This is a genomic window from Streptomyces misionensis, assembly GCF_007896895.1.
In the GTDB taxonomy this organism is placed as follows: domain Bacteria; phylum Actinomycetota; class Actinomycetes; order Streptomycetales; family Streptomycetaceae; genus Streptomyces; species Streptomyces misionensis_A.
In genome coordinates this window covers 28,218-43,340 of the sequence record NZ_VOGW01000044.1, presented here as the reverse complement: position 1 = coordinate 43,340, position 15,123 = coordinate 28,218, and the positions used below count along the sequence as shown (strand labels likewise).

Here is a 15,123-nt window from a genome sequence, read left to right as displayed (position 1 = left end):
GGCTCAGTTGTCCCGGTACGCCTCCAGCAGCCGCAGCCACACCTCGCTGAGGGTCGGATACGACGGCACCACATGCCACAGCCGGCTGACCGGCACCTGCCCGGCGACGGCGACGGTGGCGGAGTGGATGAGCTCCCCCACGCCCGGGCCGACGAAGGTGACGCCGCGCAGGATCTCGTCCTCCAGGTCGACGACCATACGGGCGCGGCCCTTGTAGCCGTCGCCGTACAGGGCCGCGCCGGCGACGGAGGAGAACTCCACGTCCACGGCGCGGACCCGGTGCCCGGCCTGTTCCGCCTCGGCGAGGGAGAGGCCGACCGCGGCGGCCTCGGGGTCGGTGAAGACGACCTGGGGTACGGCCGCGTGGTCGGCGGTCGCCGCGTGGGCGCCCCAGGGGCCGTCGAGCAGCGGGGCGCCGGCCGCGCGGGCGCCGATGGCGGCACCGGCGACCCGGGCCTGGTACTTGCCCTGGTGGGTGAGGAGCGCACGGTGATTGACGTCACCGACGGCGTAGAGCCAATCGGTGCCGCTGACGCGCAGGGTGTCGTCCACCTCGAGCCAGGAACCGGGTTCCAGGCCGACGGTGTCGAGCCCGATGTCGTCGGTCTGCGGGACGCGGCCGGTGGCGAAGAGGATCTCGTCGGCCTCGAACCGCTCACCCGAACGGGTGCGGGCCACCACGGTGCCGTTCTCCCGGGTCACGGACTCCACGGACGCGCCGACGCGCACGTCCACGCCTGCCCCGGTCAGCGACTCCGCGACCAGTTCCCCGGCGAACGGCTCCATCCGGCTGAGCAGCCCCTTGCCGCGCACCAGCAGGGTGACCCGGGAGCCGAGGGCCTGCCAGGCGGTGGCCATCTCGGTGGCGACGACACCACCGCCGACGACGATCAGCCGGCCGGGCACCGACTCCGCGCTGGTGGCCTCGCGGCTGGTCCACGGCCGTACCTCGGTGAGGCCGGGCAGGTCGGGCAGCTGGGCGCGGGTGCCGGTGCAGACCGCGACCGCGTGCCGGGCGGTGAGGGTGGTGACCGTGCCGTCCGAGACGGTGACGGTCACCGTCCGGGGTCCGGCGAGGCGGCCGTGGCCCCGGTAGAGGTCGGCGCCGATGCCCTCGATCCAGTCGACCTGGCCGTCGTCCTGCCAGTGGGAGGTGAAGTCGTCGCGCCGGGCGAGCACGGCGGGGGCGTCGAGGGGGCCTTGGACCGCCGGGGCGAGACCGGGCAGCCGGCGGGCGTCGGCCTGGGCGATGACCGGCCTGAGCAGCGCCTTGCTGGGCATGCACGCCCAGTACGAGCACTCGCCGCCGACCAGTTCGCTCTCCACGACCCCGGTGGTGAGACCGGCCGCGCGGGTGCGGTCGGCGACGTTCTCCCCCACGGGCCCGGCCCCGAGCACCACGACGTCGTACGCGATGGTTTCCGTTTCCGTCATGGGGCCAGTCTGGTGGGTGGTGTGCGCGTCGGCCACATGGGTACGAGCGCGGCACGCAGGCGTCCGGCGCCAAGGGCATCCGGGCGCGCGCGACAGTGTGCGGAATAGGCGGCCCGACGGCCGCGTTTCCGCCGTCGGCACACCCCCACACCAGGAAGAGGGAACCAGGCCATGAGCAGCACCGTGGAACTGACCAAGGAGAACTTCGACAGCACGGTCACCGAGAACGACTTCGTTCTCATCGACTTCTGGGCGTCCTGGTGCGGGCCGTGCCGGCAGTTCGCGCCGGTGTACGAGAAGGCCGCCGAGGAGAACCCGGACCTGGTGTTCGGCAAGGTGGACACCGAGGCGCAGCCGGAGCTGGCGCAGGCGTTCGGCATCCAGTCCATCCCGACGCTGATGATCGTGCGGGACCGGGTGGCCGTGTTCGCGCAGCCGGGCGCGCTGCCCGAGGCGGCCCTCACGGACGTCATCGGCCAGGCCCGCAAGCTGGACATGGACGAGGTCCGCAAGAGCATCGCCGAACAGGAGGGCCAGGCCCAGGGGAGCCAGGGCCAGTAACCCGTCCGGCGGCCTCCGGGGGCGGGCCGGAGCTCAGGTGGAGTCGCGGTGCACGACCGAGACGCCCAGCACCCTGTGCACCTCCGGCTCGCCGCCCGTCTCGCGCACCAGGCGGTCGACGAGTGCGGCGAGGTAGCGGCCCGAGGGCAGTTCGATGCGGACGGTGCTGAGCCGGGGCCGCAGCAGCCGGCCGAGCATCAGGTCGTCGGCGCCGATCACGGCCACGTCCTCGGGGATGCGCAGCCCCTCGTCCTGGAGGGCGCGCATCAGCAGCATGGCGTACTCGTCGTTGTAGGCGAAGACGGCGTCCAGGCCGGGCCAGCGGGCGGCGAGCCGGACGGCGGACCGCTCGGTGTAGGCGAGCGGCACCTCGCTGACGGTCGCGCCGGTGCCGTGCAGGGCCTGGCGGGCGCCCGCGAGCCGGGGCCGCGAGCAGGTGTCGAGGGCGCCTTCGGCGGGGACGACGACGCCGATGCGGCGCCTGCCCCGCTCGTACAGATGGGTGGCCGCGCACCGGCCCACGGCGTCATGGTCCATCAGCAGGGCGTGCGCGCCCTCGACGCGTTCGGGGCCGAGGGTGACCACCGCGCGGGCGCCGGAGCGCTTGAGGATCGCCACGCCCCGCGGCCCGCATCCGGCGCCGGGCACCAGCACGGCCACGGGCCGCAACTCGGCCCAGGCTCGGGCGGCTTCGTCACCCTCCAGGCCGACGGAGCCGTACTGGACGACGGTGTAGTCGAGCCGTCCCAGGGCTCCTTGGACCTCGCTCAGGAACGCGCTGTGGAGCGGTCCGGCCGGGATCGCCGGGGCGGGCATGAGGACCGTACGGCTGTGTCCGGCGCGCAGGCTGCGGGCGGCGGCGTGCGGCACGTACCCCAGTTCCCGCGCGGCCTCGTGGACACGGCGGCGCGTGGGCTCGCTGATCCGTACGGCGTGGGTGTTGTTCAGGACGTAGGACACGGTCGCGCGCGAGACGCCGGCCAGGCGGGCCACATCGGCACTCGTGGGCGTGTTCGTTTTCTGCACCATGACAGACCGCATCTTGGCAGAGCGGTCCGGCGCCTCGGCGGGCGGGGGACCGTGGTGCGCCGCGGCACCAAGTGCCCTGCGGCGTAAGGTTGTTCGCCCCGGGGGTCAGGCGGGCGGGTCCGTGCGGGTCACCCGGGCGACCAGGTCGACCCAGGCCGCCTCCAGCCGCTCCATGGGCATCCCGAGCTGCCGGGTCAGATGGTGGATCAGCGCGGGGTCGAGCGAGGCCAGCAGGGTCTGGGCCAGCAGTTCGCAGTCGGCGTCCGGCACGATCTGCCGCAGCAACATGGTGACATGGGTGCGCAGCGCCTGGAGCGCGGGGTGGGAGAAGCGGCGGCAGGCCTCGGGCTGGGCGGCCAGCTGGAGTTCCAGCTGTTCGGCCGAGCGGTAGAGCACCGCGATGCCGAACGCGCGCAGCCGCTCCAGGGGCGGTGCGCCGGGCCCCAGCGGCGGGGGGCCGCCCAGGAAGTCGGCCTGGAGCTGCCGGCCGGAGTGGTCCAGCAGGGCCATGAGCAGTCCCGTGCGGTCGCCGAAGCGCCGGAAGACCGTGCCCTTGCCGACCTTGGCCGCCGTCGCGACGGCCTCCATGGTGACGCCGGCCACGCCGTGCTCCGCGATCAGCCGGGCGGCGGCCTCCAGCAGCCGGGCGCGGTTGCGGGCCGCGTCGGCGCGCAGGCAGGGCTCCTCCGGAGCCGTGCCGAGCTCCAGCAAGGACGGCTCCTGCGGCGTGAAGGGGTGCGGCAGGCTGGACATGAACACAGCGTAAAGCACCGGAGCAGAACTGGACCAGGGTCCGGTTAGAGTGGTAGAAAGTTAAACGGACCTTGGTCCGGATCGTAACGGCGATGTTTCAGCCCCTGGAGTTTCCCCATGTCTGTTCGTATCCTCGCGCTCGTCGGCAGCCTCCGCGCCGGTTCGCACAACCGCCAGCTGGCCGAGGCGGCCGCCAAGCTGGCCCCGGAAGGTGCCGAGGTCGTGATCTTCGAGGGCCTGGCCGACGTGCCCTTCTACAACGAGGACGTCGACGTCGAGGGCAGCGTCCCGGCCGCGGCCGCGAAGCTGCGTGAGGCCGCGCAGGCCGCCGACGCCTTCCTGCTGTTCTCTCCCGAGTACAACGGCACCATGCCGGCCGTGCTGAAGAACGCCATCGACTGGCTGTCCCGCCCGTTCGGCGCCGGCGCCTTCGGCGGCAAGCCGGTCGCCGTCATCGGCACCGCCTTCGGCCAGTACGGCGGCGTGTGGGCGCAGGACGACACCCGCAAGTCCGTGGGCATCGCCGGCGGCAAGGTGATCGAGGACATCAAGCTCTCCATCCCCGGCTCCATGACCCGCTTCGCCGAGACCCACCCGGCCGACGACACCGAGGTCGCCGGCCAGCTGTCCGAGGTCGTGACCCGTCTGCACGGCGTCGCCACGGAGATCACGGCCGCCTGAGCCGTCGCACCGCACACGCCCGAAGGGGCCGGAACCCACTGGTTCCGGCCCCTTCCCGCGTCGGGCCCCTCCCGCGGACCTCGCCGGGATCGCGGAGCCCCGGACGCTACGGCACCCGGGTCACGCTCCGCACCGCACCCGACTCCCCGCACCGCCGGGGGGTATGCGGACGGTGACCGTACCGCCGTGTCGGAGCCGTCCGAGGAGGAAGCCGTGCCCCTGGTCCCGCCCCCGTTCGACCCGGAACTCGCCGCATGCCTGGAGTCGCTGGGGGACGCGGCGGCGCCCGGGTTCACCCTGGCGGACCTCGACACTCTCCGGCGCGGCGCGGGGGCCGGTGCGATGCTGACGGACCTCACCCTGGGCGGCGCCTTCGAGGTGACGGAGTGCGCGGCGCCCGGGCCGCCGGGCGCCCCCGGGATCACCCTGGCGGTCTGCCGCCCGGTGTCCGCCACGGGTCCGCTGCCGGTGCTCTACCACGTGCACGGCGGCGGCATGGTGGCCGGCACCGGCCGGGCCGGGGTGGACGTGCCCCTGGACTGGGCAAGGGAGTTGGGCGCGGTGGTGGTGTCGGTCGAGTACCGGCTCGCGCCCGAGCACCCGCATCCGGCGCCGGTCGAGGACGTGTACGCGGGCCTGCGGTGGACGGCCGGCCACGCACGGGAGATCGGCGGCGACCCGGAGCGGATCGTGGTGGCGGGCGCCAGCGCGGGCGGCGGGCTGGCGGCGGCCGTCACCCTGCTCGCCCGGGACCGCCGAGGGCCCCGCCCGATGGGCCAGTTGCTGATGAGTCCGATGCTGGACGACCGCAACGACACCGTCTCCAGCCACCAGATGACCGGCGTCGGCCTCTGGGACCGCACCGCCAACGAGACCGCCTGGACGGCCCTGCTCGGAGCGCGCCGGGGCGGCCCCGGCGTCTCCCCCTACGCGGCCCCGGCCCGCGCCACGGATCTGTCCGGACTGCCCCCGGCCTACCTCGACGCCGGTTCGGCGGAGACCTTCCGGGACGAGACGGCCGACTACGCGTCCCGCCTGTGGCGGGCCGGCGGCGAGGCCGAACTCCACGTCTGGCCGGGCGGGTTCCACGGCTTCGACACCCTGGCCCCGCAGGCGGCCCTGTCCCGGGCGGCACGGGCGGCCCGGCTCGGCTGGCTGCGGCGGCTGCTGGGCGGCTGAGGCGCGGGCCGCCGGTCATGGGGAACCCCTTTCACCCGGCCCCCGCCGACGTTACCGTTCGGTAGACCCGTGTCCGGAGCCTCCCGGAGGTGCCCGCCCATGACGCCCGACCGTGCCGCCGGTCTCGCCGAGTCCGCCCGCGCGCTCGCCGGGGGCGAGGTGACCTCCCGGGAACTGGTGGCGCGGACCCTGGCCCGGATCGAGGCCGCGCAGCCGACGCTGAACGCCTTCCGCCTCGTACGGCACGAGGCCGCGCTCGCCGAGGCGGAGGCCGCCGACCGGGAGCTGGCGGCCGGGGGGCGGCGGCCGCTGCTCGGGGTGCCGGTCGCCGTGAAGGACGACATGGACGTGGCGGGCGAGCCGACCGCGTTCGGCTGCGCGGGCGACTTCCCGCCGGCGGCCGCGGACGGGGAGGCGGTACGGCGGCTGCGGGCGGCCGGCGCGGTGATCGTCGGCAAGACGAACACTTGTGAGCTGGGGCAGTGGCCGTTCACCGAGGGGCGGGCCTTCGGCGACACCCGCAACCCCTGGCACACCGGGCACACCCCGGGCGGGTCCTCGGGCGGCTCGGCGGCGGCGGTGGCGGCCGGTCTGGTGCCGGCCGCGCTCGGCTCCGACGGCGCCGGCTCGGTGCGCATACCGGCGTCCTGGACCCATCTGATCGGCATCAAACCGCAGCGCGGCCGCGTCTCGACCTGGCCGCGCGCCGAGCCCTTCCAGGGCATCACGGTCAACGGCACCCTGGCCCGTACGGTCGCCGACGCGGCCCTGCTCCTCGACGCGGCGAGCGGCAGCCACGACCGGGACGTGCACCGGCCGGCCGCGCTGACGGTGGCGGACGCGGTCGGCCGCGACCCCGGCCGGCTGCGGATCGCGCTGTCCCTGAAGCCGCCGTTCACCGCCGTGCCGGTCCGGCTGGACCCGCGAATCCGCGCCCGGGTCACCGAACTCGCCGAGTGTCTGGCCGGGTTGGGGCACGAGGTGACGCAGGCCGATCCCCCCTACGGTCTCATCGGGCTGTCCTTCGTGCCCCGCGCCACCGCCGGGATCGCCGAGTTCGCCCGCGAGGTGCCCGACCCCGCGCTGCTCGATCCGCGCACCCGGAGCGCGGCCCGGCTCGGCCGGCTGCTCGGCGGGGCCCCGCTGCGGGCGGCCCGGCGGGCTGAGGCGGTGCTGCACCGGCGGATCGGCGGCTTCTTCCGGACGTACGACGTGGTCCTCGCCCCGACCACGGCCACTCCCCCGCCCCGGATCGGCGCCCTGTACCGGCTCGGCGGGACGGCCACGGACCGGGCCATGATCGCCGCGTGTCCTTATGCCTGGCCGTGGAACGTGCTGGGGTGGCCGGGGGTGAACGTGCCCGCCGGGTTCGCCGGGGACGGGCTGCCGGTGGGCGCCCAGCTCCTCGGCCCGGCCGGCGGCGAGCCCCTGCTGGTCTCCCTCGCCGCGCAACTGGAGGCGGAGCTGCGCTGGTACGAGCGATGGCCGGCGGTGCCCGAACCGGCCCGGTGACAAGAGGTCAGGCCGTGAGCAGTCCGATGCCGAGGGCCAGCAGGGCGGACACCTTGAGGAGTTCGAGGGCCACGTACCACAGGTGGCTGCGGGAGCGGGGCAGTTCCGCACCCGCGAGGACCCGGTCGGACCTGCGGTTCAGCGAGGGGCGGACGGCGGCCAGCTGGGCGAGCAGGAAGACCGCGGCCGCGGCGGCGAGCCCGATGATCCAGGCGGCGGCGCCGTGCGCCGCGACCGCGACGATCACCACGACCGCGAACACCGCCTCGACGCTGTTGAGCGCCCGGAACACCAGCCGGCCGATGCCCAGCCCGATGGGGATGGTCACACCCGGTGCGCGGAACTTCAGCGGTGCCTCCAGGAAGGAGATCGCCAGCACCATTCCGAGCCAGACGAAGGTGACCGCGGTGGCGGCGGCGGACGTGGCGCTCATCGACGTGTCGCCTTTCTCATGTCCCGTGCGGGAGTGCCCGTCCCGCTCAAGTGGGCGAGGCAGAGGTCGGGTCGGGCGAACGGCTCCAGACGGGTGGCCGTCAGCGGCGCGTCGAGCCGGGCCAAGGCGCCCTGGATCAGGCCGAGGTGGAGGGGGCAGACCAATTCTCCGTGTTCCTCGGCGAGTTCGAGGAAGGGGCAGTGCCGCAGCCCGATCCGCTCCGGGGGCCGCGCACCGCCCCGGACGAGCTCCGGATCAAAGCCCAGGTCGTCCAGCAGGGCGAGGAGGCGGGTGACCGACCGCTCGGCCGAGGGCCGCTCGAAGGGGGGCGGCGGGTCGGCCAGGAAGCGGCCCCACGCGCGGCCCGTCTCCAGGGCCTCCTCGCGCGCCTCGGCCGGATCGGCGAGGGCCCGTCGGCTGAGCAGCATCCGCGCCAGCAGGAGGTAGCCGCGCGCACCGCCGCGGTCCATGCCGGGGCGGACGGTGTACACGGTGCGCGGCCGGCCCGGGCCACCGGGCGCCTCGGCCCGGCGCTCGACCAGGCCGTCGGCCACCAGGGCGGCCAGGTGGAAGCGGACGGTGTTGGGGTGGACCTCGAGCCGCTCGGCGGTCTCCGTGACGCCGAGCGGCTCGGACGCGGCCCGCAGCACGTCCAGCACCGCGCGCCGACGGGGGCTCTCCGCCACGCCCTACCCCCCTCTCACCTGCGTGTATTTTTCACAAGTCCAACGTGTAGTAATCGTACGTCGAGCTTCGGAGACCACGGACAGCGAGGGGTGCAGATGATGTCATCGTCCGCCGCAGGCGACGGCCCGGCACAGCGGGCGGAACCGGTTCCGCGGGTTCTGTGCGACGCCCGGGCACTGGCGTCGCAGCCGCCGCTGCCGTCCGGGGTGCTGTGGAAACTCGCCGAGACGGGGCGCCAGTTGGACGCCAACGTGGTGCGGCTCGCCCCGGGCGGGCGGATCGCGGCGCACGCGGAGGCGCGACTGGACGTACTGCTCCTGGTCGTCGCCGGGTCCGGTGTCCTCGGCGCGGGATCCGCCGAGGCGCCGTGCCCGGTCGCCGGGGGCGCGCTGGTCTGGCTGCCCCACGGCTCCACCCGCAGCATCACCGCCGGTGACGAGGGCCTGACCTACCTCACCGTGCACACCCGCCGCCCCGGCCTGGACATCACCGCCCGGCCGGACGACGGCCCGGCCCCGCAGTCCTGACGAACGCTCCGCCCCCGTCACGGTGACCGCCGGCGGCCACGCCCGCAGCGCCCGGCTCGTCGATGCCGGTCCCGGCCGCCCGGAATGATCCGGTCCGCTCGGGAGTTGATCAGTGACATGAAGGCCATCGCACTCGACACGTACGGATCACCCGACGACCTGCGGCTCGTGGAGCTGCCCGAGCCCAAGGTGGCACCCGGCGAGGTGCTCATCCGGGTGAAGGCGGCCGGGGTCAACCCGGTCGACTGGAAACTCGGCGCCAGCATGCTGGACGCCATCATGGAGACCCGCTTCCCGCTGATCTCCGGCTGGGACGTCGCGGGCGTGGTGGAGCGGGTCGGCTTCGACGCCACCGAGTTCGCCGTGGGCGACGAGGTCTACGGCTACATCCGCAAGGACTGGGCGCAGAACGGCGCGTACGCCGAACTCGTCTCGGCGCCCGTGCGCGCCCTCGCGAAGAAGCCCGCGTCGCTGAGCTGGGAGGAGGCGGCGGGTGTCCCGCTCGCCGGGCTCACCGCCTACCAGTCGATCGAGCGGCTGGGCATCGGACGGGGCGATGTGGTGCTCGTGCACGCCGCAGCCGGTGGCGTCGGCTCGCTCGGGGTGCAGATCGCCGTCGCCCGCGGCGCGCGCGTCATCGGCACGGCGAGCGAGCGCAACCACGAGTTCCTGCGTTCGCTCGGCGCGGAGCCGGTCACCTACGGCGAGGGGTTCGTCGACCGCGTGCGGGAGCTCGCTCCCGAGGGCGTCGACGCGGTGCTCGACTTCGTCGGCGACGGCGCGGTCCGGCAGTCGTTGCCGCTGCTGCGGCGGCCGGGCCGCGTCGCCTCGATCGCCGACGGCGAGGCCGCGCTCGACGCGGGCGGCCAGTACGTGTGGGTACGCCCGTCGTCCGCCGACCTGACGACCCTGGCCCAGCTCGCGGACGCGGGCGAGCTCAGGGTCCACGTGGAGAAGGCCCTGCCGCTGGCGGCGGCGGCCGAGGCCTGGCGGCTGAGCCAGTCCGGACGCACCCGCGGCAAGATCGTCCTCACGGTCTGAGCCCGGAGGGCTCCGCGACCGGGAATCCCGCCCTGGGTGGGGTCGCCCCCACCCAGGGCTCCGTGCTCAGGAGATCGTCCGGCAGACCGTTCCGTTGAGGCGGAAGGCCGTGGGAGCGGGGTTGGCGCCGTCGTTGGCGCCCACGAAGCCGAACTCGGCGGAGTTGCCGCCGTTCGGCGCGAGCCTCGCGTTGCTCTCCGTGTTGGTCACATGGACGTGCTGCCCGTCGCTGGTGATGTCGGCGTTCCACCACGAGGAGACGGACTGCCCGGCCGAGGGCCAGTCGAAGGTCAGCGTCCAGCCGTCGATGTCCGCCGGGCCGACGTTGCTCACCACGACGTCGGAGACGAAGCCGTTGCCCCAGCCGGAGGTCACCTGGTACGAGACGGTGCAGGTGCTGTCGTCCGGCGTACCGGTGGTGAAGGTCAGCGGGACGGACGGGCGGGAGAGGTGTCCCGCCTTGTCCCGGGCCAGCACGTTGACGGTGTGCCGGGAGCCGGCCGGCAGGTTGGAGAGCGTGACGGAGGTGCCGGTGGACGAGCCGAGCAGCTGGATGTTGGTGCCGAGCTGCTCGTAGACCTCGTACCGGTCCACCGAGCCGGTCGCGGCCGGCCAGCTCAGGGTGGCGGTGCCGGCCCCCACCGAGGTGGTGCGGGGCGTGCCGGGGGCGCCGACGGTGGCGGCGGACGAACCCGTGCCGCTCTTCGGGTGCATCGTCAGCACGGTGACGGAGTACGGCGCGAGGGTCGCCGAGCCGGCCGTGGCGGTGCCGGTCGCGTCGACCAGGCCGTTGTCACCGGGTGCCCAGCGCTGTACCTGCGGGGCGGCGGAGCCGGCGGTGAAGCCCAGGTAACGCAGGTCCACGGTGTGCTCGGTGGTCGCGCTCCGGTTCAGCAGCAGGACGCTGAGGTCGCCGTCGGCCCGGAGCACCGCGTGCGAGGAGACCTCGGCCCCGGAGGTGCCGGAGGCCACCATGGTGTCGCCCGGGTCGCTGAGGGCACCGAGCGTCTTGATGCCGTAGTAGGGCGCGAAGGGGGTGTTCACCGCCGGTTCGCAGACGCTGCCGGTGCAACTGCCGTTCGACAGCATGCCCATGTCGCCGTAGTCGGTCTCCCCACCCACGGTGGTGATGGCGCCCGCGCCGTTGTGGGTGTCCCACCAGTCCACGGTGAAGACGCCGTTCTCCATCGCCGTGATCATGGCCTCCGCGGCGAACAGGCCGTTGGGCCGGCTGGTGAAGGCGCCGCCGCCGGAGTTGGAGTTGATCTCGGTCATCGCGATGCCGATCCGCGCGGAGTCGGCGCCCGCGTACCGGTCGACCAGGTTGCGCACCTCGCGCAGCTCACCGGGCAGTTGCCGCACGGCGGCCAGCGACTGCTCGCCGGTGCTGGTGTTGGGGTACCAGTGGACGCTCACGAAGTCGATGTCGTGGGCGACGGCGGCGAGCACGGTGTGGTTCCAGTCACCGGTGTCCCCGGTGGCCACCGAACCGTCGGGCCAGTTGCCGGGCATGGTGAGCACGGCGCCGATCTTCACGGTCGGGTCGACCGCCTTCATCGCCTTGGCGTAGGCCTCGACCTCCCGGGCGTACTGGTCCGGGGTCTTGTCGGCGTGGGTGTCGTTCTCCCAGCCACTGCCGTAGACGCCATTGCCGTAGATCTCGTTGCCGATCTCCCAGTACTTCGCCCCGTAGCCCTTGGTGACGTTGGCGTACCGGACCCAGTCCGCGGCCTCCTGGGCCGTGCCGGAGCCGTAGTTGGCGATCAGGATCGGCTGGGCGCCGGTGGACTTGACGGTGCCCATGAAGGCGTCGAAGTCGGTGCCCGGGGCGACGTAACCGCCGGGCGCGGTGTTGTCGACCCAGTGGTAGATGTCGGCGTAGGAGCCGCCCGGGTAGCGCAGCGCGCCGATCCCCGCGGCCCGGTACAGGGAGGCCACCTCCGGGTCGTTCATGTCCGCGTCCCAGATGGCGGTGTTGGCGCCGAGCGCGGTCGAACTGACGGTGCCGAGGCCCGCGCTCGCGTTGACGGTGACCGTGGTGTCGGCCGGGTCGGCCGCGGCGGCGGGCGTGGCGAGCGGCAGCACCGCGGCCGCCACGGCCAGGGCTGCCGAGGCCGCGACGGCGAGCCGGCGACGCGGCCCGTCCGGTCGCCCGTCTGGTCGTCTCCTGCGGAACAGCATGGGGGTGTTCCTCCCGGGTGATGCGCCGGCCCGGGGCCACGCCGCGGAGCCGGACGATGAACGGGGAACGTGCGGCGTGCAGCGACCGCGCCGACACGTCGGCGAGGCGACGGCGGGCGGGGCTTGGGAGCGCTCCCATGATGGAAGTGCGTCACGGTCATGTCAATCTTCCCGACCGCCTCGACCGCCGAAGCCGGCCAACCGGGGGCCAGGACACGGGCTTCGACGGGGAGGCTAGGGTGCCCCCGTGAGCACGTTTACCGACACCGATGAGAACGTCCCCGGCCGTCACGGCCCGAACGCCACCGCCGAGGCCGACCCGCGCGAGGTCGGCCGGGTGCGGACCGAGTACTCCCCCGCATGCGACGGCGATCCGGACCCCGGGGAGATCGTCTGGACCTGGGTGCCGTTCGAGGAGAACGACGGGCGGGGCAAGGACCGGCCGGTGCTGGTCGTCGCCCGGGAGGCGGCGGGCACCTTCCTGGCCGTCCAGCTCTCCAGCAAGCGGCACGACGGCGACCGGGAGTGGGTGGCGATCGGCAGCGGGCCGTGGGACCGCTCGGGGCGCGACTCCTGGGTGGCCGTGGACCGGGTGCTGCGGCTGCACGAGGAGGGGATGCGCCGGGAGGCGTGCGCCCTGGACCGGATGCGGTTCGATCTCGTCCGGCAGCGTCTGCACGAGCGGTACGGCTGGACCTGAGCGCGGCGCCTTCGCGGCGTCCGGCATTCCGGCCGTCGCGAAGGCCCGCGCGCGGAGAGGCACCCACGGAGGCCGGGGGCCTCGGCGGCCCGTACGCGGGAAGGACCGCACGAAGGCCGGGGCTCTCGGCGGCCCGTACGCGGGAAGACCCGACGGCTGGGGCAGCGCCGAGGTGAGCCCGAAAGCCGCCGGTCAATGCTCCCCGGGACCGGCCGCCTGTGGGAGCGCCGGAACGGTTGCCCAGGGCCGGCTACGCCTTCCCGCACCGTCAGAACGCTGAGCCCCGGCCCGCCGGTCTTCCGCCGTCCGCACCCGCGCCCGGCCCTGCGACGGCTCCGAGCAGCCGGTGGGGACGCGCCCCGGCAACGGCATTCGCCTGTGCCACCGGCGCGTAGAGCAGGCCACGCGCACCGTCCTCGCTCACGAACACGTGCGCGGTGCCCATGCCGGGGGGCGGAGCCGCCCGTAGCCGGTCGGCGGTGTCCTCAGCCCATCGCGCGGCATGGGACGCCGGCTCGCCCTCGGCGCGCGCGACGGCGATCAGGTCGGTCGTGTCGTCGCCGGCGCCGTCCGGCACGACGGTGTGCGCCAACCGGTAGCGGACCAGCCCCGGACGCCGGATGCCCGGGATCTCGCGGTCGATGCGGCCGACCATCTCAGCCCGGTGTTCGCGCACGAAGGCAAGGTGGGCATCGTCGCTGGTCCACTGCGCGACACTGAGCAGCACGCGCCCGTCCGCGCTTGCGAAGCAGCTGAGCCGCAGGAAGGCCTCGGGGCGAAACCTGGCCGACAGCTCGTCCCACTCCCTCAGCAGTGCACGGCTCGCCCGGTCCTGACGGTCCGGCGTGTCCACAATCCACTCGCTGATCAGCGTGGTCCCGGCGTCGGCCCGGGCCAGATCCGGCAGCTGAAGCGTTGTCATACAAACCTCCTGTCGTCGCCGTGCGCCCAGCGTGGAACGTCAAGCGCGGTGGAGGTCAAGCCGGGGCTCAGAGGCTCCCAGCAGCTCCGAAGCCAACCCCCGAAAGACCTACGAACTCGACCACCGAGGCCTGGCCCGACTCCATGGCTTCGGGCCCTTGCGCATCCGCCGGGACCGCAGGGCTGACATGCACGAAGCCTTCTCGCGACCCGCATGCCCTCTCATCGCATGCCGCCAAGTGCTCGCCCCGACCCGCCCACAGGACGATCCGAGGAGGACGGAGCCATCGGCGAGGAGGCCGCGATCGGGTTCCAAACGGCTGGTCACCGTCCGGGCTTGACTCTGCCGCCGCTGGAGACTTGACGATCGCGCTGTAGGCGACACGCGGATTCTCATCGGAGGCGCACGGCATGCGAGGCAAAGGCATCCACTACGACACCGGCACCTTTCCCAACGGCGACACGTCCCGCCCCGTCTTCGACGCCGACGTCGTCGCGCGGGACATGCGGATCATCGCCGAAGACCTGCACTGCACCGCGATCCGCATCACGGGCGGCGACCCGGACCGGATCGAGACCACCGCGCGGCATGCGGCCGCCGCCGGGCTGGAGGTCTGGTTCTCGCCGTTCCCCTGCGAGATGACCGACGAACAGATGCTGCCGTACTTCGCCGACTGCGCCGAGCGAGCCGAACGCCTGCGCCATGACGGCGCCGACGTCGTCCTTGTCACCGGCTGCGAACTGAGCCTGTTCGCCCGCGGGTACCTGCCCGGCGACACCTTCGACGAGCGCATCCCGGTCCTGGCCGGCCCCGATCGCGAGGCCGCGATCCGGCCCCTCCCCGACAAGGTCAACACCTTCCTCGGCGAGGTCGTCCGCACCGTCCGACCTCTCTTCGCCGGCCCGGTCAGCTACGCCTCGTGCCCCCTGGACGGCGTGGACTGGAGCCCGTTCGACATCGTCGGCCTGGACGCCTTCCGGAGTCTGCGCAACGCCGCGACATACCGCGACAAACTGCGCAAAGAGTTCACCCACGGCAAGCCGGTGGCCATCATGGAAGTCGGCTGCTGCACCTTCCGCGGGGCGGGCGACTTCGGCGGCTCGGGCTGGTACATGGCCATGGAGCCGGACGGTGTCACCCCCAAGCCCCACCTGGTGCGTGACGAGGGCGAGCAGGTCCGCTATCTCGACGAGCTCATGCCCGTCTTCGAGGACGAAGGGGTCGACTCCGTCTTCTGGTTCAGCTTCGCCGGCTACGGCACTCCCCACCGTCTGTCCGGCCCGAACCCCGACCTCGCCTCCTACGGCATCGTCAAGATCCTCGACGAGCACAGCGGCTACCCCGCGGACGCGCGTACGTACCCGGACATGCCCTGGGAACCCAAGGAGGCGTTCCACGCCCTGGCGAACCGCTACCGGTCCCGCGAGCCGCAGGGAACGTCCCACCAGCACCTCGATGGCCGATAGCGCCTGTGCGCCACCGA

Annotated in this window: 15 protein-coding genes; 8 read left to right on the top strand and 7 right to left on the bottom strand. The window is 73.7% G+C overall.

The genetic code is table 11. The features are described 5' to 3' along the window. Positions 1-3: 3 nt before the first annotated feature. Positions 4-1,434, bottom strand: a complete 1,431-nt coding sequence (locus FRZ03_RS08075; protein ID WP_146464475.1) for a dihydrolipoyl dehydrogenase family protein — start codon at positions 1,432-1,434, stop codon at positions 4-6. 171 nt (positions 1,435-1,605) lie between these two features. Here FRZ03_RS08075 and trxA point away from each other — a divergent pair, with 171 nt between their 5' ends. After that, entirely contained in the window at positions 1,606-1,995 is a 390-nt protein-coding gene (trxA, locus tag FRZ03_RS08070; protein WP_146464474.1) for a thioredoxin, read from the top strand. Between the two features lie 33 nt (positions 1,996-2,028). Here trxA and FRZ03_RS08065 read toward each other — a convergent pair whose 3' ends face one another. After that, positions 2,029-3,024, bottom strand: coding sequence for a LacI family DNA-binding transcriptional regulator (locus tag FRZ03_RS08065; protein ID WP_146464473.1), 996 nt, complete (start codon positions 3,022-3,024; stop codon positions 2,029-2,031). Positions 3,025-3,129: 105 nt separating this feature from the next. Then, positions 3,130-3,795 carry a TetR/AcrR family transcriptional regulator gene (locus tag FRZ03_RS08060; RefSeq protein ID WP_186785301.1) on the bottom strand — a complete coding sequence of 222 codons (666 nt, stop codon included), beginning with the start codon at positions 3,793-3,795 and terminating at the stop codon, positions 3,130-3,132. Between the two features lie 99 nt (positions 3,796-3,894). On the opposite strand from FRZ03_RS08060, the gene FRZ03_RS08055 reads away from it, so the two are divergent. The 3 genes from FRZ03_RS08055 (at position 3,895) to FRZ03_RS08045 (ending at position 7,149) form a co-directional block, all read left to right on the top strand. Further along, positions 3,895-4,458, top strand: coding sequence for an NAD(P)H-dependent oxidoreductase (locus FRZ03_RS08055; protein WP_146464472.1), 564 nt, complete (start codon positions 3,895-3,897; stop codon positions 4,456-4,458). A 186-nt stretch (positions 4,459-4,644) separates the two neighbouring features. After that, positions 4,645-5,637, top strand: a complete 993-nt coding sequence (locus FRZ03_RS08050; RefSeq protein ID WP_398659914.1) for an alpha/beta hydrolase — start codon at positions 4,645-4,647, stop codon at positions 5,635-5,637. Between the two features lie 99 nt (positions 5,638-5,736). Beyond that, on the top strand, positions 5,737-7,149 hold the full coding sequence (locus FRZ03_RS08045) for an amidase (protein ID WP_146464471.1): 1,413 nt from the start codon (positions 5,737-5,739) through the stop codon (positions 7,147-7,149). 7 nt (positions 7,150-7,156) lie between these two features. Here FRZ03_RS08045 and FRZ03_RS08040 read toward each other — a convergent pair whose 3' ends face one another. Both FRZ03_RS08040 and FRZ03_RS08035 read right to left on the bottom strand, forming a co-directional pair. Further along, complete coding sequence (locus FRZ03_RS08040; RefSeq protein WP_146464470.1) at positions 7,157-7,582, bottom strand: hypothetical protein; 426 nt, start codon at positions 7,580-7,582, stop codon at positions 7,157-7,159. After that, positions 7,579-8,268, bottom strand: coding sequence for a helix-turn-helix transcriptional regulator (locus FRZ03_RS08035; protein ID WP_146464469.1), 690 nt, complete (start codon positions 8,266-8,268; stop codon positions 7,579-7,581). The genes FRZ03_RS08040 and FRZ03_RS08035 overlap by 4 nt, the downstream gene beginning before the upstream one ends. A gap of 96 nt (positions 8,269-8,364) precedes the next feature. Between FRZ03_RS08035 and FRZ03_RS08030 the strand changes: the two genes are divergently transcribed. Next, positions 8,365-8,796 carry a cupin domain-containing protein gene (locus tag FRZ03_RS08030; protein ID WP_146464468.1) on the top strand — a complete coding sequence of 144 codons (432 nt, stop codon included), beginning with the start codon at positions 8,365-8,367 and terminating at the stop codon, positions 8,794-8,796. Between the two features lie 117 nt (positions 8,797-8,913). After that, positions 8,914-9,837 (top strand): NADP-dependent oxidoreductase, encoded by a 924-nt coding sequence (locus FRZ03_RS08025; protein WP_146464467.1) that lies wholly within the window; start codon positions 8,914-8,916, stop codon positions 9,835-9,837. Between the two features lie 66 nt (positions 9,838-9,903). On the opposite strand, the gene FRZ03_RS08020 is transcribed toward FRZ03_RS08025, so the two are convergent. Then, complete coding sequence (locus FRZ03_RS08020; RefSeq protein WP_146464466.1) at positions 9,904-12,018, bottom strand: cellulose binding domain-containing protein; 2,115 nt, start codon at positions 12,016-12,018, stop codon at positions 9,904-9,906. 247 nt (positions 12,019-12,265) lie between these two features. Here FRZ03_RS08020 and FRZ03_RS08015 point away from each other — a divergent pair, with 247 nt between their 5' ends. Next, positions 12,266-12,718 (top strand): type II toxin-antitoxin system PemK/MazF family toxin, encoded by a 453-nt coding sequence (locus FRZ03_RS08015; protein ID WP_146464465.1) that lies wholly within the window; start codon positions 12,266-12,268, stop codon positions 12,716-12,718. 268 nt (positions 12,719-12,986) lie between these two features. On the opposite strand, the gene FRZ03_RS08010 is transcribed toward FRZ03_RS08015, so the two are convergent. After that, positions 12,987-13,640: an antibiotic biosynthesis monooxygenase gene (locus FRZ03_RS08010; protein WP_146464464.1), complete on the bottom strand. Its 654-nt coding sequence runs from the start codon at positions 13,638-13,640 to the stop codon at positions 12,987-12,989. 410 nt (positions 13,641-14,050) lie between these two features. Between FRZ03_RS08010 and FRZ03_RS08005 the strand changes: the two genes are divergently transcribed. Next, on the top strand, positions 14,051-15,106 hold the full coding sequence (locus FRZ03_RS08005; RefSeq protein ID WP_146464463.1) for a hypothetical protein: 1,056 nt from the start codon (positions 14,051-14,053) through the stop codon (positions 15,104-15,106). Positions 15,107-15,123 lie beyond the last annotated feature (17 nt).